Below are 18271 nucleotides of genomic sequence, written 5' to 3'. Positions count from 1 at the left end.
GTGCCTCCCCAACGGATGGACCAGGCGAGAAGTCACGCCCAGCCCCACGACAGAACCGGCCCCGTCTGTTCGCCCAGGCCTCACGCCAAGACAACGAGCGTGAACCTTATCAGTCAGCAGACTCGGCTCTCGAAACCGTCGGACCACCCTGTCCGAACCTCATTCGTCAAGGTGTTAACTCAGGCGAATGCGGCCCGACCGAGACCGGATCAATGGCCCACCGCACCACACCCGCGGCCCCCGGAAAAGGCCCATCGGTCTCCCCCGCCGACTTCTTACCAAGATTTGGTAAGCGATCCGCCGCCTGCCGCTCCAACGAGCGAAGGCCCCCGCGACTACCGGACGCCACCCAAGGCCCCCGCGCGGTCGCCGGGCATCGTGCGAGGCGTACGCCTTGCGGCTTTCAGCGCGAGTCATGCACTGCTCTGGCGTGCGGCCCGTTCCGGGCTGAAAATTGGGGCGGGTGGCCGTGGACTCCGTGTCGCTGTGGTTCGTTTGGGGCGGGTGGCCGTGGACTCCGTGTCGCTGTGGTTCGTTTGGGCCGTCTTGCGAGTGGTCGTGCCGGTGCTCAATGGGGCTGCCGGGTTGTGGTGTGGCTACCTGGTTGCAGCCGGGTAGCCGGCACAAAACTCGGTAGTGGGCTCGCGGGAAGCCGGTAGCCGCGCTGAAACCCGGTAGTCAGGCCCAGCGGAGGCAGCGCGGTGGGGGTGGTGGCCGAAGGGTTCCCGCGAGTGGTCGCGTGTGCGCCCCTAGCCGGGCGCCCGGCACCCACACACCAACCGCGCGGCTTCCCCGGCCCTGGCTAGCGGCTTTCAGCGCGACTAACGGCTTTCCGCAAGCCTGCTACCAGGTTTTGTACCGACTACCCGGCTGCAACCAGGTAGCCACACCACAATCCGGCACCCGCGCAAAACCCGGCACCAGACGCTCCGAGCCACCCAAAGCACAACTGGTCGAATCCGGTGTCGAATCGCGACGGTCAACCCATGAGACGGGCGGTCAACCCACCGAGTCTTGGACGTTGACCTGCCATCTCGCAGGTCAACCACCACGATTCCTCGGCGATCGACCCGCATTGGAACCGCGCCAGCAGGGACCGCGGACGAGGGGCCGCGGTACGGAAGGGCCGCGGTACGACGGCCGGAGTGGCCGTGGGTGCGGTGGAAGTGGAGGTGGGCGCAGAGGGGATCGAACCCCCGACATCTTCCTTGTAAGGGAAGCGCTCTACCGCTGAGCTATGCGCCCGTTTCGCCGTTCCGGGAAGAACAGCGCGCCGAAGTCTAACCGAGGCCGGAGCCCAGTGCGGCCAGGGCCTCGGCATAGTCGTTCAAGTCGCGTGGTTGCGGGATCGGGTTCACCACCGACCAGCGGATCAGGCCGGCCTGGTCGATCACGAAGGTGCCGCGAACCGAGCAACCCCGGTCCGCGTCGAACACGCCGTACGACGACGCGACCGCGCCGTGCGGCCAGAAGTCGCTGAGCAGGCTGAAGCCGAGCCGTTCGGTGTCGGCGAAGATCCGCAGGCTGTACATGGCGTCACACGACACGCCCAGCACGACGGCATCACCCGACTCGAACAGCTCGGGATTGTCCCGGATCGCGCCCAGCTCGCCCGTGCACGGGCCGCTGAACGCGTACGGATAGAACACCAGGACGACGTTCGACCGCCCCCGATAGGAGGAGAGCCGGATTTCCTCGCCGTGCTGATCGCGCAGCACGAAGTCCGGCGCCTCGCTGCCCACCTGGGGGATGGTCGCGGTCACCGCTTGGTGCGCGGCGACTTCGGCATCACCAGCTTGGTCGCGGACCAGTCACCGGTCACGCTCAGGCTGCTGGTGGTGGCAAGGCCCGCGGAGGGCGCCGCCTCGGCGATGTCACTGGCGTCGACGTACCCGTCCCGGCCGACCTTGGGCGTCATCAGCCAGACCACACCACCGGCCTTCAGGTCGGTCAGGGCGTTCAGCAGGCCGTCGAACAGGTCGCCGTCTTCTTCTCGCCACCAGAGCAGGACGACGTCGACAACGTCTTCCGTGTCGTCGCCCACGAGGGCTTCGCCGGTGATGTCGCTGATGGCGGCGCGGAACGCGTCGTCACAGTCGTCGTCGTAGCCGAGTTCCTGCACGATCATGCCGCTCTCGAAGCCAAGGCGGCTAGCCAGGCCCTCGCCGTCCGCGTGGTCCGCGGTCGCGCTCACGTGTCCTCCTCCGTGTACCCGGTGTTCCGGGCTTAGGCGTCAGTAGCAGTAGTCCATCGTGGCCTACCGCGTCGCGCAAGTATGCACGAGGGCCACCTTCCGTGTCCGGTACCCGCGCGCCGCGGTGTGGATAACGTGTCCGGTATGTGAGGCCCACGGGTGGGTGGCGTCCGGAAAAACCGTCCTGGGCCGGAACAGAACCTGAGTCTTGGGGACGCAAAGTAGAACGGACTCCGGACAGGTGACAGGATTGCCGAGAGGACCGACCTAGAGAACGGCAGGACACCGTGGCTTCCGGACACGAACCACCAGCCATCATCACCGAGGGGATGCCCACCCAGCTTCCCGACATCGACCCCGACGAAACACGCGAGTGGGTCGAATCACTGGACGCCGTGCTGGACGAGCGCGGCAAGTCCCGGGCGCGTTACCTCATGCTCAAGCTGATCGAGCGTGCGCGCGAGCGGCAGGTCGGCGTGCCGGCCCTGCGCAGCACCGACTACATCAACTCGATCCCACCGGAGCGCGAACCCTGGTTCCCCGGTGACGAGCACATCGAGCGGCGGATCCGCGCGTTCATCCGCTGGAACGCCGCCGTGATGGTGAGCAAGGCCAACCGCAAGGGCCTGGAGGTCGGCGGTCACATCGCCACCTACCAGTCGGCCGCCAGCCTGTACGAGGTCGGTTTCAACCACTTCTTCCGCGGCAAGGACCACCCGGGCGGTGGCGACCAGGTCTTCATCCAGGGCCACGCCTCCCCCGGTATCTACGCGCGCGCCTTCCTCGAGGGCCGGCTGACGACCGACCAGCTGGACGGTTTCCGCCAGGAGGTCAGCCGCGGTCCGCACCAGGGCCTGTCGTCGTACCCGCACCCCCGGCTGATGCCGGACTTCTGGGAGTACCCGACGGTCTCGATGGGTCTGGCCGCGCTGGACTCGATCTACCAGGCGCGCTTCAACCGGTACCTGCACCACCGCGGCATCAAGGACACCAGCCAGCAGCACACCTGGGCGTTCCTCGGCGACGGCGAAATGGGCGAGCCGGAGTCGCTCGGCGCGATCGGCCTGGCCGCGCGCGAGGAGCTCGACAACCTCACGTTCGTCATCAACTGCAACCTGCAGCAGCTCGACGGGCCCGTGCGCGGTAACGGCAAGGTCATCCAGGAGCTCGAGGCCTTCTTCCGTGGCGCCGGCTGGAACGTCGTCAAGGTGATCTGGGGCCGCGAGTGGGACAACCTGCTCGCGCAGGACCACGACGGTGTGCTCGTCAACAAGATGAACACCACGCCCGACGGTCAGTTCCAGACCTACGCGGTGGAGTCCGGGGAGTACATCCGGAACAACTTCTTCGGTGGTGACCAGCGACTCCAGGCGATGGTGCGCAACCTGTCCGACGAGGACCTGCGCAGGCTGCCGCGTGGTGGTCACGACTACCGCAAGGTGTATGCCGCCTTCAAGACCGCCTCCGAGCACGTCGGCCAGCCGACCGTGATCCTGGCCCAGACCGTCAAGGGCTGGACGATCGAGTCCCTGGAGGGCAAGAACGCCACCCACCAGATGAAGAAGCTCACCTCGAACGACCTGAAGGCCTTCCGCGACCGGCTCTACCTGCCGATCGAGGACAAGGACCTCGAGGACGCGTACAACCCGCCGTACTTCCACCCTGGCAAGGACTCGCCGGAGTACCAGTACATGATCGAGCGGCGCCAGCAGCTCGGCGGGTTCCTGCCCGAGCGGCGGGTCAAGCCCAAGACGCTGAAGCTGCCCGGCGACGACGTCTACAAGCCGCTCAGCAAGGGCAACGAGAAGACCCCGGTCGCCACCACGATGGCGCTGGTCCGGCTGTTCCGCGACCTGATGAAGGACCCGGAGATCGGGCACCGGATCGTACCGATCGCGCCCGACGAGTACCGCACCTTCGGCATGGACTCGATGTTCCCGACGGCGAAGATCTACTCGCCGCACGGCCAGACCTACGAGGCGGTCGACCGCAACCTGCTGCTGGCCTACAAGGAGTCCGAGAAGGGCCAGCTGCTGCACGAGGGCATCAGCGAGGCCGGCGCGATGGGCTCGATGATCGCCGCCGGTACGGCGTATGCCACCCACGGCGAGCCGATGATCCCGTTCTACATCTTCTATTCGATGTTCGGGTTCCAGCGCACCGGCGACAGCCTGTGGGCGTTCGGCGACCAGCTCGGCCGGGGCTTCCTGATCGGCGCCACCGCGGGCCGTACGACGCTGACCGGTGAGGGCCTGCAGCACGCTGACGGGCACTCGCCGCTGCTCGCCTCGACGAACCCGGCCGTCGTGCACTACGACCCGGCCTTCGCCTACGAGGTCGCGCACATCGTCAAGGACGGCCTGCGCCGGATGTACGGCTACGGGCTGGACAAGGACAAGCCGTACGGCGAGGACGTGTTCTTCTACCTCACCGTGTACAACGAGCCCGTGGCCCAGCCGGCCGAACCGGCGGACCTGGACGTGGCCTCGCTGCTCAAGGGCATGTACCGCTTCGCGGAGTACCCGACGGCCGCCGGAGACGACGTGCCGCGGGTGCAGCTGCTGGGCTCCGGCGTGGCGCTGCCGTGGATCCGCAAGGCACAGCAGATCCTCGCCGAGGAGTACTCGGTCGCCGCCGACATCTGGTCGGTGACGTCGTGGAACGAGCTGCGCCGGGACGCCGTCGCCGCCGAGCAGTACAACCTGCTGCACCCGGACGAGGACGAGCGCGTCCCGTTCGTCACCCAGCAGCTGAAGGACACCAAGGGCCCGGTCGTCGCGGTGAGCGACTTCATGCGCTCGGTGCAGGACCAGATCTCCCGCTGGGTCCCGAACGACTACACCTCGCTCGGTACCGACGGCTGGGGTCTGGCCGACACCCGCGCGGCCGCCCGTCGCCACTTCCAGGTGGACGCCGAGTCGATCGTCGTCGCGGCCCTGGAGATCCTGGCCAAGCGCGGTGACGTCAAGCGCGAGGTGGCCGCCGAGGCCGCTCGCAAGTACCGCATCGACGACCCGACCGCGGTCGCCGGCGTAAAGCAGGAAGGCGCCGGCGCCTAACCCGGTACCTGACAGCGGCCGTTCACCCTCGCGGTGGGCGGCCGCTGTGTTTTCCAGGCTCATTTCGGACCCGGTGAATGGTTGACGGACGCAACCAACTACGGTCGAGGGGATTTGTCGGGTCCTCACGGGGAGTATGCGCGCTGTGTCTTCGAGTAATCAGGTCACGTCCGAAAAGACCTTCTTCGGTCATCCCCGTGGCCTGGCGACACTGTTCACCACGGAACTGTGGGAGCGGTTCAGCTACTACGGGATGCGCGCCATCCTGCTGCTGTACCTGACTGACCAGGCGCACGGCCTCGGGCTCGGCCAGTCGCTGGGCGAGGCGGTCGTCTCGATCTACGGCGCCTCGGTCTACCTGCTGTCAGTGCTCGGCGGCTGGTTCGCCGACCGGGTGATCGGCGCCCGCAAGACCGTGCTGTACGGCGGTGCCATCATCGTGGCGGGCCACCTGTCGCTCACCCTGCCGGCCCACGCCACGGCGTACCTCGGTATCGCTTTGGTTGCCCTGGGCACCGGTCTGCTGAAGCCGAACGTGTCCACCATGGTCGGCAACCTGTACGAGCGCGACGACACCCGCCGCGATTCGGCGTTCTCGATCTTCTACATGGGCATCAACATCGGCTCGTTCAGCGCGCCGTTCGTGGTGGGCTTCCTGCGCGAGCACTTCGGCTTCCACGTGGCCTTCGGCGCGGCCGCGGTCGGTATGACGCTGGCCTTGTTCTCGTACGTGCTCGGCCGCCGTACGTTGCAGGGCCGCGGCGACACCCCGCCGAATCCGCTCACCGCCGCCGACCGGCCGGGCATGATCCGGGTCGTGCTCGCGGTGGCCATTCTGCTCGGCGCGGTCTTCACCTGGTCGGCCTGGCGGTCCGGTGGCGTCGGCCCGAAACCGGTCGTGGACGCGATCTCCTACCTGTGCTTCCTGGCGCCGATCGCCTACTTCACGATGTTGCTGCGCAGTCCGCTGGTCACGCCGGTCGAGCGCCGGCGGGTCCGCGCGTACATCCCGCTGTTCATCGCCGCGATGCTGTTCTTCATGGTGTTCGAGCAGGCCGCGACCACGCTGACCTCGTTCGCCGCCAACCGGACCGAGCTCTCGGTCTTCGGCCTCGGCATCACGCCCGAGTTCTTCCAGTCGGTGAACCCGTTCTCGATCATCGTGCTCGCGCCGGTGTTCGCGGTGGTGTGGATCAAGCTCGGCGATCGCGGACCGGGCATCGGCCACAAGTTCGCGACCGGTCTGCTGCTCGCGGGCATCTCCTTCGGCGTGATGGCGCTGGCCTCGTCCGTCGCCGGTGAAGGCCTGGCGTCGCCGCTGTGGCTGGTGCTGGTGTACGTGATCCAGACGCTGGGCGAGTTGTTCCTGTCGCCGGTGGGCCTGGCCGCGACGACTCTGCTGGCGCCGAAGGCCTTCAACAGCCAGATGATGGCGCTGTGGTTCCTCGCGCCGGCCGCGGGTCAGGCCATCACGGCACAGCTCGTGCAGGCGACCGAGGGCGCGTCCGATACGGCGTACTTCGGTGGGCTGGCCATCGTCACCGTCGCCGTTGCGATCGTGCTGTACTTCCTCTCGCCGTGGATCCGGCGCCACGCGGATCAACGCGACCAGCGAGGGATCACGGTCACCCACTAGAGGGAGGCCCGCGCGGGCCGAACTGGCGATGCTCGAACCATGACCGAACATCCCGTACCGCGCTGGGCCGATCGTCTCGCCCACGCCATTGTGTTGATGACCCTGCCGTCCGGCCTGTGGCGGATCGGCCTGGCCCTCGGCTTCTCGATGGGCGCGCTCGATCTGCAGGGCAATCCGGTGCACGTCGAAGGCTGGGGCATTCCGTACGTGCTGGGACTCAGCGTGCTGGCCGAGGCGCTCGCGTTGCTGTCGTTCGGCCTGGTTCGCCCGTGGGGTGAGGTGGTGCCGCGGTGGATCCCGTGGCTGGGAGGGCGCCGCGTGGCGCCGTACGCGGCGGTGATTCCGGCGGCGTTGGGGTCGATCGCGTTGATGCTGGTCTGGGGGTATGGCTTCCGGAATCTGTTCGCCGGAATCGAACTTCCGTTCGCGAACGACTGGTGGGCCGCGCTGATGATCGCGTGCTACGCGCCGTTGCTGTTGTGGGGTCCGGCGCTGGCCGTACTCACCTGGGCCTACCACCGCCGCCGCTCGGCTCCTGATCGCGCCGGCTCCGGCGGTGAGCGGCGCGCGGCTGGTCGCTTCGGCTCCGGCGGTGAGCGGCGCGCGGCTGGTCGCTCGGGTGGTCAGGCCATTGTTGTTGACAGGGAGCGGCCGAGATCGCTGCAGGTGTAGACGGTCAGCTGGTCCTCCGGGCGACTGACCGCCAGACCGGCCTCCTGCAGCACCTGGAGGTCGGTCGTGACCTCGGTCAGCGACAGCCCCAGTCGGTCCGCGACCTCGCCGGCCGTCAGCGGCGTGTCCAGTACGGCGAGCACCCGCGCCCGCGCCTCCCCCATCAGCTGCACCAACTGCGGGGACGGTCCGGCCCGCCAGAACCCGACCGGGACCTTCGTCTGGTACCACATGAACAGCGGCATCCCGGGCCGGACCAGGAACGCGGGCGACCCGGCCAAGAAGACACTCGGCGCCATCGACAGACCCGCGGCGGCGATGCTGAAGTCCACGTCGCAGCGATTGTCCATCTCCAGCTCGCCGTCGTTCCAGCGCAGCTTCGGATGGATCTCGGCGAACATCTGGGCCGGCCCGTACTCCGCCAGCGTCCGGACCCGCTCGGCGATGTCGGCCTCCAGCAGCGCACGCAGCTGCGGCCAGGCCGGTTCGATCGCGAGGTGCCACCAGGCGTTCAAGGCCTCGACAAACTCGGGCAGGTACCGCTCGGGATCGTCGTAGATGCGCTTGCCGAGACCGGTCAGCGGCGTCCGGACGTGGGTCTGCTCGAGATCGGCCCGCAACACCTCAGCCGGCGTCTCCGCCAGGGCGGTCAGCTCGCCATGGAACTCGACCGGTCCGTCGGGTGGTGCCGGGGTGAGGAAATCCGGGATCCAGGTGCCGATCCGGATCAGCGCGTCGAGCATCTGGCGGTACGGCTCGAAGTCCTCTGCCCGGTCGATCTGCCGCGCGGTTCGCACCCAGGGCAGGTGCACGGCATGGCCGGCCGGGTCCTGCAGAATCCATCGACTGGTCACCGTCTCCCACAACGGGGAGATCGCGAACCGGGTGGTGGCGAGGTCGTCGGGACCGAGCCGGGTGATCAGCACCGCCCAAGGTTAACGGCCGCGCGGATGCGCATTAACCATTGGCATCAGCGTCGAAACGCGCGAGGAAATCGATAACTCACGCGTTATGGCCGACCGCCACCGGATGGCGTGGGGATCCGGTGGCCGACGGTCGCGTCAGCGGGACCGGCCGCGTGGCTTCAGCTCGGTGGCGGGCAAACCGGGCGCGGGCAGCGGATCGCCCGGATATCCGGGCACCTTGGCGAACCGATCGTTGCCCCCGGCATCGATCGACGCCTGCCAGTCGGCCCGGGCCGCGACGATGTCGGCATGGGACCGGCCGATGAAGTTCCACCACATCACCAGCCGCTCCTCGAACGGCGCACCACCCAGCAGCAGACAGCGCGATCCTTCGATCTCCATCGAAAGGTCATCCGCGAGCGCTACGGAGGAACGCCCTGCGCCGAGATAGACCATCTCGCCGTGAGCAGCCGTCAGCTCGCCGATCCGCAGCCGCCCCGCGACCACCAGTACGCCGTACTCGTACTCAGGGGTGAGCGGCAGCGCCAGCGCCTGGCCCGGATCGATCGTGAGGTCCGCCCCGACCAATGGCGTGTACGACGGTGCCGGCGAAGTGACTCCCGCGACCGTACCGAGCAAGACCGTCGCCCGGGCGCCGTCGAACCGCGCGACGGGCAGATCGACGTACTGCGCGAAGGCCGGTGGCACCGTCGTACGGGCCTCGTCGGGCAGGGCCACCCACAGCTGGGCGCCATGCAGCGTGGCCGGGCCGTCCGGCACGGAGACCTCGGAATGCGCGATGCCGTTGCCCGAGGTCATGATGTTGAGCTCACCCGGGCGGACGATGGCGTGCGATCCGACGCTGTCGCGGTGCTCGATCTCGCCCTCGAACAACCAGCTGACCGTCTGCAGGCCCGTATGCGGATGCGGCGGTACGAGCATGCCCGTCGCGCCGGGGGCGTCGTACGAGTCGACGCGCGCGGTCAGGTCGTCCGGGCCGTAGTGGTCGACGAAGCACCAGGCGCCGATCATGCGGCGGGTCTTGTTCGGCAGCAGGCGGCGGACCTCGGTACTCCGGCCGAGCACGACCTTGCGTGGTTCGAGGAACTCCAGCGCGGTTTCGACGGCCTCGGCGCCGCAGGCCGACTCGGCCGGATCGGTCTCGATATTGCTCATGCCGCGGCCCACTGCAGCAGGGTCTCCGCGCCCCAGGTGTTGATCACCCGGTCCGAGGTGACGCCGCATTCCTCGGCCCGCTCGCAGCCGTAGACCTGCCAGTCGAGTTGGCCCGGCGCATGCGCGTCCGTGTCGATCGAGAACAGGCAACCGGTTTCGACCGCCATCGACAGCAACCGCCTCGGCGGATCGAGTCGCTCCGGGCGCGAGTTGATCTCCACCGCCGTACCGAACTGGCGGCAGGCCTCGAACACCACGTCGGCCTCGAACTCCGACTCCGGCCGCTTGCCGCGATTCCCGGTGATGAGCCGGCCGGTGCAATGGCCGAGCACGTCGACATGGGGATTCGCGATGGCCCGCACCATTCGCTCGGTCATCGGCCCCGAGGCCATCCGCAACTTGGAATGCACGCTAGCCACGACCAGGTCGAGCCGCTCGAGGATGTCGTCATCGCAGTCGAGCGAGCCGTCGTCGAGGATGTCGACCTCGATCCCGTTGAGGATGCGAAAGCCCTCCAGCTCGTTCTCGAGTTCGGCGTTGAGCTTGGCGACCACGTCGAGCTGTTCCAACCGCCTGGCCCGGCTCAAGCCGTTCGCGACGGTCAACCTGGGCGAGTGGTCGGTCAGCACCATGTAGTCGTGCCCGAGCCGCTTCGCCGTACGCGCCATCTCCTCGATCGGGCTGCCGCCGTCGGACCAGTCCGAATGCAGGTGCAGATCCGCCTTCAACGCGGCCCGCAACGTCTTACCGCCTTCGGTCAGACTGGCCGCGCCCGACTCCAGCTTCGTCAGGTACGCCGGGGTCTGGCCGTCCAGCGCCGCCACGATGACGGCCTCGGTCTTCGGCCCGATCCCGGCCAGTTCGGTCATCGTCCCGGCCCGATGGCGAGCCCGGATCTCCACCACGGGCAACGCCGCGATCGTGTCCGCCGCCTGCCGATAGGCCCGCACCCGGTACGTCGGCTGCCGGTCCCGCTCGAGGTAGTACGCGATCGACCGCAACGCGTCGACCGCCGCCGCCACACCCGCCTTGTCCACCATCCCCCCATCATGCCGCCTCCCACCCCCATTCCCCCCGCCCGCTGCACGAATCGCCCACCCGTTCCCCGCCGCCCATCCAACCCGCCACCTCCGGCCACCCCGAGAGAACCGCAGGCTGTGGAAAACCCTGCGACGGTCGGACGCCGCAAACCGCGTCCGACCGTGGCAAGAGAATCCACAGGGGGGCGGTGGAGGCGTACGGCGCGGGCTGGAGTGGCCCAGCGGAGACCGCAGGCTGTGGAAAACCCTGCGACGGTCGGACGCCGCAAACCACGTCCGACCGTCACAACAAAATCCACAGGGGGGCGGTGGGGGCGTACGGCGCCGGACAGGGTGGTTCGTGGGGGTGGGGACGTATGGTCGGGGGGTGGCGCGGCGGGTGGTTGGTGAGGGTGAGGCCGGTTCCAAGACACGGCGGAGGCGGCGTGCGGCGGAGGAGGTCGCGCATCAGGCGCGGGCCGACCGGCTGCAGGGGGCGACCGGGGCGCTGTCGACCGCCGCGACGGCCGCGATGGACGAGAAGCTGCCGTGGTTCCGGCAGTTGTCGGCGCAGGACCGTTCTTGGATCGGGCTGGTCGCGCAGTCGGGTATCACCGCTTTCGTGGACTGGTTCCACGACCCGGACGCGCATTCGTCGATGCCGACGCGGATGTTCGGATCAGCCCCGCGGGAGTTCACCCGGGTCATCTCGTTGCATCAGACCGTCGACCTGGTTCGTACCACCATCGAGATGATCGAGAACACGATCGGCGACATCCTGCCGCCGGACGACGTACCGGTCGTGCGCGAGGCGATCCACCGGTACGCACGGGAAGTGGCGTTCGCGGCGGCGACGGTTTACGCGCAGGCGGCGGAGATGCGGGGCGCGTGGGACGCCCGGCTCGAGGCCCTGGTGGTCGACTCGGTGATTCGCGGTGAGGCGGACGAATCCGTGCGATCGAGGGCTTCGGCGCTGGGCTGGACCGGGTCGTCGATGGGCCCGCACGCGAGTGGTCAGGGCTCGTCGCAGGTGGCGGTCGTGGTGGGCCGTGCGCCCGATTCGGACAGCGGTAACACCAACGTCGCGGATGCCGTGCGGCACGCGGCTCGCCAGCACGGCGTGGACGCGTTGTGCGCGATGCAGGGCGACCGGCTGGTGATAGTACTCGGGGGTACGAACAAACCTGTCGAGATCGTACAAAAGCTGGCTGATCGCTTCGGGCCTGGTCCGATCGTTGTCGGGCCGGTGGTGAAGGACCTGATGTCGGCCGTGACGTCGGCCCGGGCCGCCGTCGCCGGACTGCGCGCGGCGCCCGCGTGGCCGGACGCGCCCCGGCCGGTTCAGGCCGACGAACTGCTGCCGGAACGGTCGTTATCGGGTGACGGTCACGCACGGCGACAACTGGCCGCTGATGTGTACGGGCCTTTGACCATTGGTGACGGAGTGTTGTTGGACACAGTGTCGAGATACCTGAACACCGGTGGTTCTATCGAGGCGACGGCCCGTGAGATGTTCATCCATCCGAATACCGTCCGGTACAGGCTGCGCCGCGCGGGCGAGATCACCGGCTACTCGCCGACGAACCCCCGAGACGCTTTTACACTGCGTGTCGCACTCGCGCTGGGCAGACTGCTGGCACCGGATACAACGAGCCCCGTTTTGTAGGATAGTGACAAAACAGGCCCGGCAGAATTCGTGCGCATTCCAGGCCCACGAAGCGCCGGGCTCAGGGAGAGTTGTTACGTGCTCGTCATCGTCGCGCCTGGTCAAGGCGCCCAGACCCCAGGATTCCTCGAACCGTGGCTGGCCGACCCCGCCTTCGCCAGCCGGCTGGACTGGCTGTCCGCGGTCGCCGGGATCGACCTCGCCCACTACGGCACGAAGGCCGACGCGGACACGATCCGCGACACCGCGATCGCGCAGCCGCTACTGGTCGCGTCCAGCCTGCTGGCGGCGCTCGCCGTGTTCCCGCATCCGTCCGACGCCTTCCGCACCATGGGTGCTGCCGCCGGCCACAGCGTCGGTGAGATCGCCGCCGCCGTCGGTGTCGGCGTACTGAGCGCCGAGCAGGCGATGGTGCTGGTCCGCGAGCGTGGCAAGGCGATGGCCGCTGCCGCGAAGCAGACCGCGACCTCGATGACCGCGGTGCTCGGTGGCGACCGCGACGAGGTACTGGCCAAGATCGCCGAACACGGCCTCGTCGCCGCGAACGACAACGGCCCCGGCCAGGTCGTCGCCGCCGGTACGGTCGAGCAGCTCGCCGCCTTCAGCGCGGACGGTCCGGCCAAGGCCCGGCTGATTCCGCTGTCCGTGGCCGGCGCCTTCCACACCGAGCACATGGAACCGGCCGTGCAGGTGCTCGGGCACTACGCCCAGGCCATCACCACGCACGACCCGCGCTCGCGGCTGATCTCGAACCGCGACGGCCAGATCGTGCACGACGGCCGCGAGGTGTTGCATCGCCTGGTCAAGCAGGTCAGCGCGCCGGTTCGCTGGGACCTGTGCATGCAGACCATGGCCGATCTCAATGTCACCGGCATTCTCGAGATGCCCCCCGCGGGCACGCTGACGGGTATCGCGAAGCGCGCGCTCAAGGGTGTCGAGACCTTCGCGCTGAAGACGCCGGACCAGCTGGATGACGCCCGCGCGTTCGTCGAGAAGCACGGCAGTCCGTCCGAGATCGACGCCTCGCCGACGTGGCGGCTGCTGGTCTCGCCGATGAAGGGCATCTTCACCCGCGGTGAGCAGGAGCGCCGCGAGACCGGCGACGTGGTCGAACCCGGCGAGACCGTCGCGATCGTGAAGAGCCTGCGCGACTCGCTCGAGGTCAAGGCGCCGCACGGCGGCATCGTGGTCGAGTGGCTCGTCGAAGAGGGCGACCCGGTCTCCCCCGGTCAACCGCTCGTCCGACTACACCCCCAGGCAGGCAGCCGATGACCGGCACGATCACGTCCACGAACGGCGCGCAGCACGCGGCGATTCTCGGCATGGGCGCCTACCGCCCGCGCCGGGTGGTCAGCAACGCCGAGATCCTCGAGCACATCGATTCGTCCGACGAGTGGATCCAGACCCGTTCCGGGATCAAGGAACGGCGCTGGGCCGAGCCGGACGAGACCGTGCTGATGATGTCGGTATCGGCCGCGAAGGAGGCGCTGACCGACTCGGGGATCGATCCGGCCCAGATCGGCTGCGTCATCGTCGCCACCGTCACGCATCTCTACCAGACCCCCGCGATCGCGACCCAGATCGCCGTCGCGGTCGGTGCGCCGACGGCCGCCGCCTTCGACGTTTCGGCCGCCTGCGCCGGATTCTGCTACGGCGTCGCGCTGGGCAACGACCTGGTCCGCGCCGGCTCCGCGCCGTACGTGCTGGTGATCGGGGTCGAGCGGCTCAGCGACATCACCGATCCCACCGACCGCGGTACGGCGTTCATCTTCGCCGACGGCGCGGGTGCGGCCGTGATCGGGCCTTCCGACCAGACGGGTATCGGCCCGGTCGTGTGGGGCTCCGACGGCACCCAGCACCACGTGATCGCGCAGAAGGAGTCCTGGCAGGAGGCGGCCGCCAGCGCGAACTGGCCGAACCTCACGATGGAGGGCAACCCGGTCTTCCGCTGGGCGTCGTACGAGATGGCCAAGGTGGCTCAGCAGGCGCTCGACGTGGCCGGGGTCAAGGTCGAGGACCTCGACGCGTTCGTGCCGCACCAGGCGAACAACCGGATCACCGACGCGATGATCCGCGCGCTGAAACTACCCGAGCATGTCCTGGTCGCGCGGGACGTCGTTCGCCAGGGCAATACCTCGGCCGCCTCGGTACCGCTCGCGATCGACGCGATGCGCGAGTCCGGCGAGCTCAAGAGCGGTGATACCGCCCTCATCATCGGCTTCGGCGCCGGGCTGGTGTACGCCGCCCAGGTGATCCGGATGCCGTAGTCCGCTTGCCTTAGGCAATCATGTTGTCCGTCCCGGCTCAGGTGGACCGGGACGGCGCACGGCCCCTCCACCAGCACTTGTCAGTAGTAAATCCGAAAGGGAATGCACAGATGGCCAGCACCGAAGAGATCCGTTCCAGCCTTGCCGACATCGTGAACGAGATCGCCGGCATCCCGGTCGAGGACGTCCAGCTGGACAAGTCCTTCACCGACGACCTCGACGTCGACTCGCTCTCCATGGTGGAGGTCGTTGTCGCGGCCGAGGAGAAGTTCGACGTGAAGATCCCCGACGAAGAGGTCAAGAACCTGAAGACCGTCGGCGACGCGGTCGCGTTCATCGAGCGCGCCCAGAACGGCTGATTCAGCCCTAGCTGTGCTGGCGGTGGTGGCTCGCCGGACCTCGGGTCCGGCGGGCCGCAGCCGCCTATCCGTTGCTCGCCATCAACCAGTCGAAGGATGAGGTAACCATGTCGAAGACCCGAGTCGTCGTCACCGGGCTCGGAGCGTCGACCCCGGTCGGGGGCGACGTCCCCAGCACCTGGGACGCACTGCTGGCCGGCCGGTCCGGAGCCAAGCGGCTCACCGCCGACTGGGTGGACGAACTGGCCGTGCAGATCGCGGCACCGGCCCTCGTCGAACCGACCGAGAAGCTCGAGCGCGTCAAGGCCCGCCGCCTCGACCGCAACGCCCAGTTCGCCGTTGTCGCCGCGAACGAGGCCTGGGCCGACTCCGGCCTGGACGGCTCCGACCTGCCCAAGGAACGTCTCGGCGTGGCGATCGCCTCCGGTATCGGCGGCCTGCTCACCACGCTGGCGAACTACGACGCGCTGAAGAACAGCCCGCGCCGGGTCTCGCCGCTGGCCATCCCGATGCTGATGCCGAACTCCGCCGCCGCGAACGTGAGCCTGACGCTCGGCGCCCGCGCCGGTGTGCACACCCCCGTCTCGGCCTGCGCCTCCGGCAACGAGGCCATCTCGCTCGCCGCCGACCAGATCCGCCTTGGCCGCGCCGACGTCGTGATCGCCGGTGGTACCGAAGGCTCGATCACCGCGCTGCCGCTGGCCGCGTTCAGCCAAATGATGGCGCTGAGCAAGCGGAACGACGAGCCCGAGCGCGCCTCGCGGCCGTGGGACCTCGACCGGGACGGCTTCCTGCTCGGCGAAGGCGCCGGCATTCTCGTCCTTGAGTCGTACGAGCACGCCGTCGCGCGTGGCGCCCGGATCTACGCCGAGTTCGCCGGCGCCGGCCTGACCGCCGACGGCCACGACATCGCGCAGCCCGAGCCGACCGGTGCCGGGGCCACCCGCGCCATCCAGCGGGCCCTGCTCGAGGGTGACCTCGCGGCCGGCGACATCGTGCACATCAACGCGCACGCGACCTCCACCCCGCAAGGCGATATCGCCGAGTCGCTGGCCATCCGGGCCGCCCTCGGCAGCGCCGCCGACCGGGCCGTGGCGACCGCGCCGAAGTCGATGTTCGGCCACCTGCTCGGTGCCGCCGGCGCGGTTGAGTCGATCGCGACCGTGCTGGCCATTCACCACCGGGTGGTACCGCCGACGATCAACCTGGACAAGCCGGACGACGCGATCAACCTGGACATCGCGACCGAGCAGCGCAAGCTGGGCGACGGGGACATCGCCGCGCTGAACAACTCCTTCGGTTTCGGCGGCCACAACGTCGCGCTGGCCTTCAAGTCCCTCTGATTCGGGAGATCCTCGATGACCACAGCCCCCGCCGCCCCCGCGAAACCCGTCAAGCTACCGCGCGAACAGGACCCGCGTAATCCGGTCACCCGGCTTACCAACCTGCTGGACGAGGGCTCGCTGGAGCTGATCACCCCGGACAACCTGTCGGGCATGTTGGCCGTCCGTGGCACGATCCACGGCGCCCGGGTGATCGCGTTCTGCTCCGACGCCACCGTGATGGGTGGCGCGATGGGCGACGAGGGCTGTGACGTCGTGGTGCAGGCCTACCAGGCCGCCCGCGCCGAGGAACTACCGATCATCGGCCTGTGGCACTCCGGTGGTGCCCGGCTGGCCGAGGGCGTGCTCAGCCTGCATGCCGTCGGCAAGATCTTCTACGAGATGACCCAGGCCTCGGGCAAGATCCCGCAGATCTCGGTTGTTCTCGGCCCGGCTGCGGGTGGCGCGGCGTACGGGCCCGCGCTGACCGACATCGTCATCCTCGGGCCCGAAGGCCGGATCTTCGTGACCGGCCCGGACGTGGTCCGCTCGGTCACCGGCGAGGACGTCGACATGCTGCGCCTCGGTGGTCCAGAGCCGCACGGCCGCCGCTCGGGCGTCGTGCACATCACCACCGATTCCGAGGCCGCCGCCATCGCGGAGGCGCGTCGGCTGGCTGACCTGTTCGGGAACCAGGGCGTCGTCTCGCCCGACGTGCCCGATACCGATCTGTCCGGACTGCTGCCGGAATCGGCCCGCCGGGCGTACGACGTACACCCGCTGGTCGGCGGCGTACTGGACGAGGGTTCCGGCGTCGAGTTGCACCAGCGCTGGGCGCCGAACATCGTCACCACGATGGGCCGCCTCGGCGGACGTACCGTCGGAGTGATCGCGAACAACCCGCTCCGCCTGGGTGGTTGTCTCGACGCGTTATCGGCCGAGAAAGCCTCGCGGTTCGTGCGGATGTGCGACGCGTTCGGCGTACCGCTGGTGGTACTCGTGGATGTGCCGGGCTATCTGCCGGGGGTCGGGCAGGAGTGGGATGGCGTCGTACGACGTGGGGCGAAGCTGCTGCACGCTTTCGCGGAGGCGGTCGTACCGCGGGTGACGCTGGTGACTCGGAAGACCTACGGCGGCGCGTATATCGCGATGAACGCTCGCTCACTGGGGGCCACTCGGGTGTTCGCGTGGCCGCGGGCTGAGGTTGCCGTGATGGGGGCGGTGGCGGCGGTACGGATTCTGCATCGGCGAAAGCTGGCCGAGGTCGCGCCGGAACTCCGCGCCCAGGTCGAAGCGGAACTGGCCGCGGAGCACGAGAAGATCGCCGGTGGTATCCAGCGCGCCCAGGAGATCGGCGTGGTAGACGAGATCGTTGAGCCGTCCGGCACCCGCTCGGCGCTTGCCGCGGCTATCGCGACGGCCGAGGCAACCAACGGCCGGCGGCGCGGGTTGCACGGAAATATCCCGCTGTAAGGCCTTCCGGCTTCGGTGGTTCGAGAGTTTCGGAATCACCTGCGGTGACGCTGCGCGCCGGGCCCTGCCGTCCCGGTTCGGCGCCGGGTTTGCCGTCACTTTGGCCGGGTGGTTGGCGGCGAGGTGGTCCAGACGGTCGACTGCCGGCTTTTTGCACGACTACCTGGCTGCAACCGGGTAGCGGCCATAAAAGTCGGCAGCGGGCACACCAAAACCCGGCGCTCGCGCAGAAACCCGGCATCCAGCCTGTCGAGGCCAGCCGTAGCAGGACTCATCGGCCCGAGACGACCGGACCAACGGAGCTGCAGGAAAAGGCGAAAGCGGGATCCGTGGGGGATCCCGCTTTCGCTTTCAGGTGGTGCGGCCGCTGTGGTCGGTCACCGGGGTGTCCCTGCACCCGGTAGCCCAGCGGCCACGGCCCCTCCCGCCCTAGTGATTAGTAAGACTCGCCAGGTCCGGGAAAAGTTGCGCCGGTTCTTTAACTCTTTGGAAGTTCTCAGGAATCGCGGCGATCCGCCTGCGT

General features: G+C 68.5%; 14 protein-coding genes and 1 tRNA gene. 9 read left to right on the top strand and 6 right to left on the bottom strand.

Annotation, left to right across the window (positions count from 1 at the left end):
• Positions 1 to 1173: 1173 nt before the first annotated feature.
• The 3 genes from ACFFGN_RS02605 to ACFFGN_RS02595 all read right to left on the bottom strand — a co-directional run bounded on the left by ACFFGN_RS02605 (position 1174) and on the right by ACFFGN_RS02595 (position 2194).
• Positions 1174 to 1245 (bottom strand) — tRNA-Val (locus ACFFGN_RS02605).
• A 35-nt stretch (positions 1246 to 1280) separates the two neighbouring features.
• A complete protein-coding gene (locus ACFFGN_RS02600; RefSeq protein WP_380043612.1) occupies positions 1281 to 1742 on the bottom strand; it encodes a peroxiredoxin in 462 nt (153 codons plus the stop codon).
• Positions 1743 to 1759: 17 nt separating this feature from the next.
• A complete protein-coding gene (locus ACFFGN_RS02595) occupies positions 1760 to 2194 on the bottom strand; it encodes a DUF3052 domain-containing protein (RefSeq protein ID WP_380043611.1) in 435 nt (144 codons plus the stop codon).
• Positions 2195 to 2523: 329 nt separating this feature from the next.
• Here ACFFGN_RS02595 and aceE point away from each other — a divergent pair, with 329 nt between their 5' ends.
• From aceE to ACFFGN_RS02580, 3 genes are all read left to right on the top strand, one after another.
• Positions 2524 to 5253 (top strand): pyruvate dehydrogenase (acetyl-transferring), homodimeric type, encoded by a 2730-nt coding sequence (aceE, locus tag ACFFGN_RS02590; protein ID WP_380043610.1) that lies wholly within the window; start codon positions 2524 to 2526, stop codon positions 5251 to 5253.
• 145 nt (positions 5254 to 5398) lie between these two features.
• Positions 5399 to 6889 carry a peptide MFS transporter gene (locus tag ACFFGN_RS02585; RefSeq protein WP_380043609.1) on the top strand — a complete coding sequence of 497 codons (1491 nt, stop codon included), beginning with the start codon at positions 5399 to 5401 and terminating at the stop codon, positions 6887 to 6889.
• A gap of 39 nt (positions 6890 to 6928) precedes the next feature.
• Positions 6929 to 7561 carry a hypothetical protein gene (locus ACFFGN_RS02580; protein ID WP_380043608.1) on the top strand — a complete coding sequence of 211 codons (633 nt, stop codon included), beginning with the start codon at positions 6929 to 6931 and terminating at the stop codon, positions 7559 to 7561.
• Here ACFFGN_RS02580 and ACFFGN_RS02575 read toward each other — a convergent pair.
• The 3 genes from ACFFGN_RS02575 to ACFFGN_RS02565 all read right to left on the bottom strand — a co-directional run bounded on the left by ACFFGN_RS02575 (position 7513) and on the right by ACFFGN_RS02565 (position 10682).
• Positions 7513 to 8487, bottom strand: a complete 975-nt coding sequence (locus tag ACFFGN_RS02575; RefSeq protein ID WP_380043607.1) for a winged helix-turn-helix domain-containing protein — start codon at positions 8485 to 8487, stop codon at positions 7513 to 7515. The genes ACFFGN_RS02580 and ACFFGN_RS02575 overlap by 49 nt on opposite strands.
• Before the next feature lie 135 nt (positions 8488 to 8622).
• Positions 8623 to 9642, bottom strand: coding sequence for a pirin family protein (locus ACFFGN_RS02570; RefSeq protein WP_380043606.1), 1020 nt, complete (start codon positions 9640 to 9642; stop codon positions 8623 to 8625).
• Positions 9639 to 10682: a PHP domain-containing protein gene (locus tag ACFFGN_RS02565; RefSeq protein WP_380043605.1), complete on the bottom strand. Its 1044-nt coding sequence runs from the start codon at positions 10680 to 10682 to the stop codon at positions 9639 to 9641. Before ACFFGN_RS02565 ends, ACFFGN_RS02570 begins: the two co-directional genes overlap by 4 nt.
• 367 nt (positions 10683 to 11049) lie before the next feature.
• Here ACFFGN_RS02565 and ACFFGN_RS02560 point away from each other — a divergent pair, with 367 nt between their 5' ends.
• The 6 genes from ACFFGN_RS02560 (at position 11050) to ACFFGN_RS02535 (ending at position 17748) form a co-directional block, all read left to right on the top strand.
• On the top strand, positions 11050 to 12327 hold the full coding sequence (locus ACFFGN_RS02560) for a PucR family transcriptional regulator (protein WP_380043604.1): 1278 nt from the start codon (positions 11050 to 11052) through the stop codon (positions 12325 to 12327).
• A 78-nt stretch (positions 12328 to 12405) separates the two neighbouring features.
• Entirely contained in the window at positions 12406 to 13599 is a 1194-nt protein-coding gene (locus ACFFGN_RS02555) for an acyltransferase domain-containing protein (RefSeq protein WP_380043603.1), read from the top strand.
• A complete protein-coding gene (locus ACFFGN_RS02550; protein ID WP_380043601.1) occupies positions 13596 to 14594 on the top strand; it encodes a beta-ketoacyl-ACP synthase III in 999 nt (332 codons plus the stop codon). Before ACFFGN_RS02555 ends, ACFFGN_RS02550 begins: the two co-directional genes overlap by 4 nt.
• Positions 14595 to 14704: 110 nt before the next feature.
• The gene (locus ACFFGN_RS02545; protein ID WP_380043600.1) at positions 14705 to 14953 is read left to right on the top strand and encodes an acyl carrier protein; all 249 of its coding nucleotides are present in this window, start codon (positions 14705 to 14707) and stop codon (positions 14951 to 14953) included.
• 107 nt (positions 14954 to 15060) lie between these two features.
• Entirely contained in the window at positions 15061 to 16296 is a 1236-nt protein-coding gene (locus ACFFGN_RS02540) for a beta-ketoacyl-[acyl-carrier-protein] synthase family protein (RefSeq protein WP_380043599.1), read from the top strand.
• 15 nt (positions 16297 to 16311) lie between these two features.
• Positions 16312 to 17748, top strand: a complete 1437-nt coding sequence (locus ACFFGN_RS02535; protein ID WP_380043598.1) for a carboxyl transferase domain-containing protein — start codon at positions 16312 to 16314, stop codon at positions 17746 to 17748.
• Positions 17749 to 18271 lie beyond the last annotated feature (523 nt).

This window comes from Kribbella deserti (assembly GCF_042434725.1).
In the GTDB taxonomy this organism is placed as follows: Bacteria; Actinomycetota; Actinomycetes; order Propionibacteriales; family Kribbellaceae; genus Kribbella; species Kribbella deserti.
The sequence above is the reverse complement of the archived record's forward strand: the minus strand, read 5'-3'. Positions and strand labels throughout refer to the sequence as shown.

Bases quoted from the DNA above. Each gene is read 5' to 3' on its own strand.
- ACFFGN_RS02550 (WP_380043601.1), top strand. From the start codon at position 13,596: ATGACCGGCACGATCACGTCCACGAACGGCGCGCAGCACGCGGCGATT.
- aceE (WP_380043610.1), top strand. From the start codon at position 2,524: ATGCCCACCCAGCTTCCCGACATCGACCCCGACGAAACACGCGAGTGG.
- ACFFGN_RS02540 (WP_380043599.1), top strand. From the start codon at position 15,061: ATGTCGAAGACCCGAGTCGTCGTCACCGGGCTCGGAGCGTCGACCCCG.
- ACFFGN_RS02565 (WP_380043605.1), bottom strand. From the start codon at position 10,682: ATGGTGGACAAGGCGGGTGTGGCGGCGGCGGTCGACGCGTTGCGGTCG.
- ACFFGN_RS02535 (WP_380043598.1), top strand. From the start codon at position 16,312: ATGACCACAGCCCCCGCCGCCCCCGCGAAACCCGTCAAGCTACCGCGC.
- ACFFGN_RS02580 (WP_380043608.1), top strand. From the start codon at position 6,929: ATGACCGAACATCCCGTACCGCGCTGGGCCGATCGTCTCGCCCACGCC.
- ACFFGN_RS02570 (WP_380043606.1), bottom strand. From the start codon at position 9,642: ATGAGCAATATCGAGACCGATCCGGCCGAGTCGGCCTGCGGCGCCGAG.
- ACFFGN_RS02545 (WP_380043600.1), top strand. From the start codon at position 14,705: ATGGCCAGCACCGAAGAGATCCGTTCCAGCCTTGCCGACATCGTGAAC.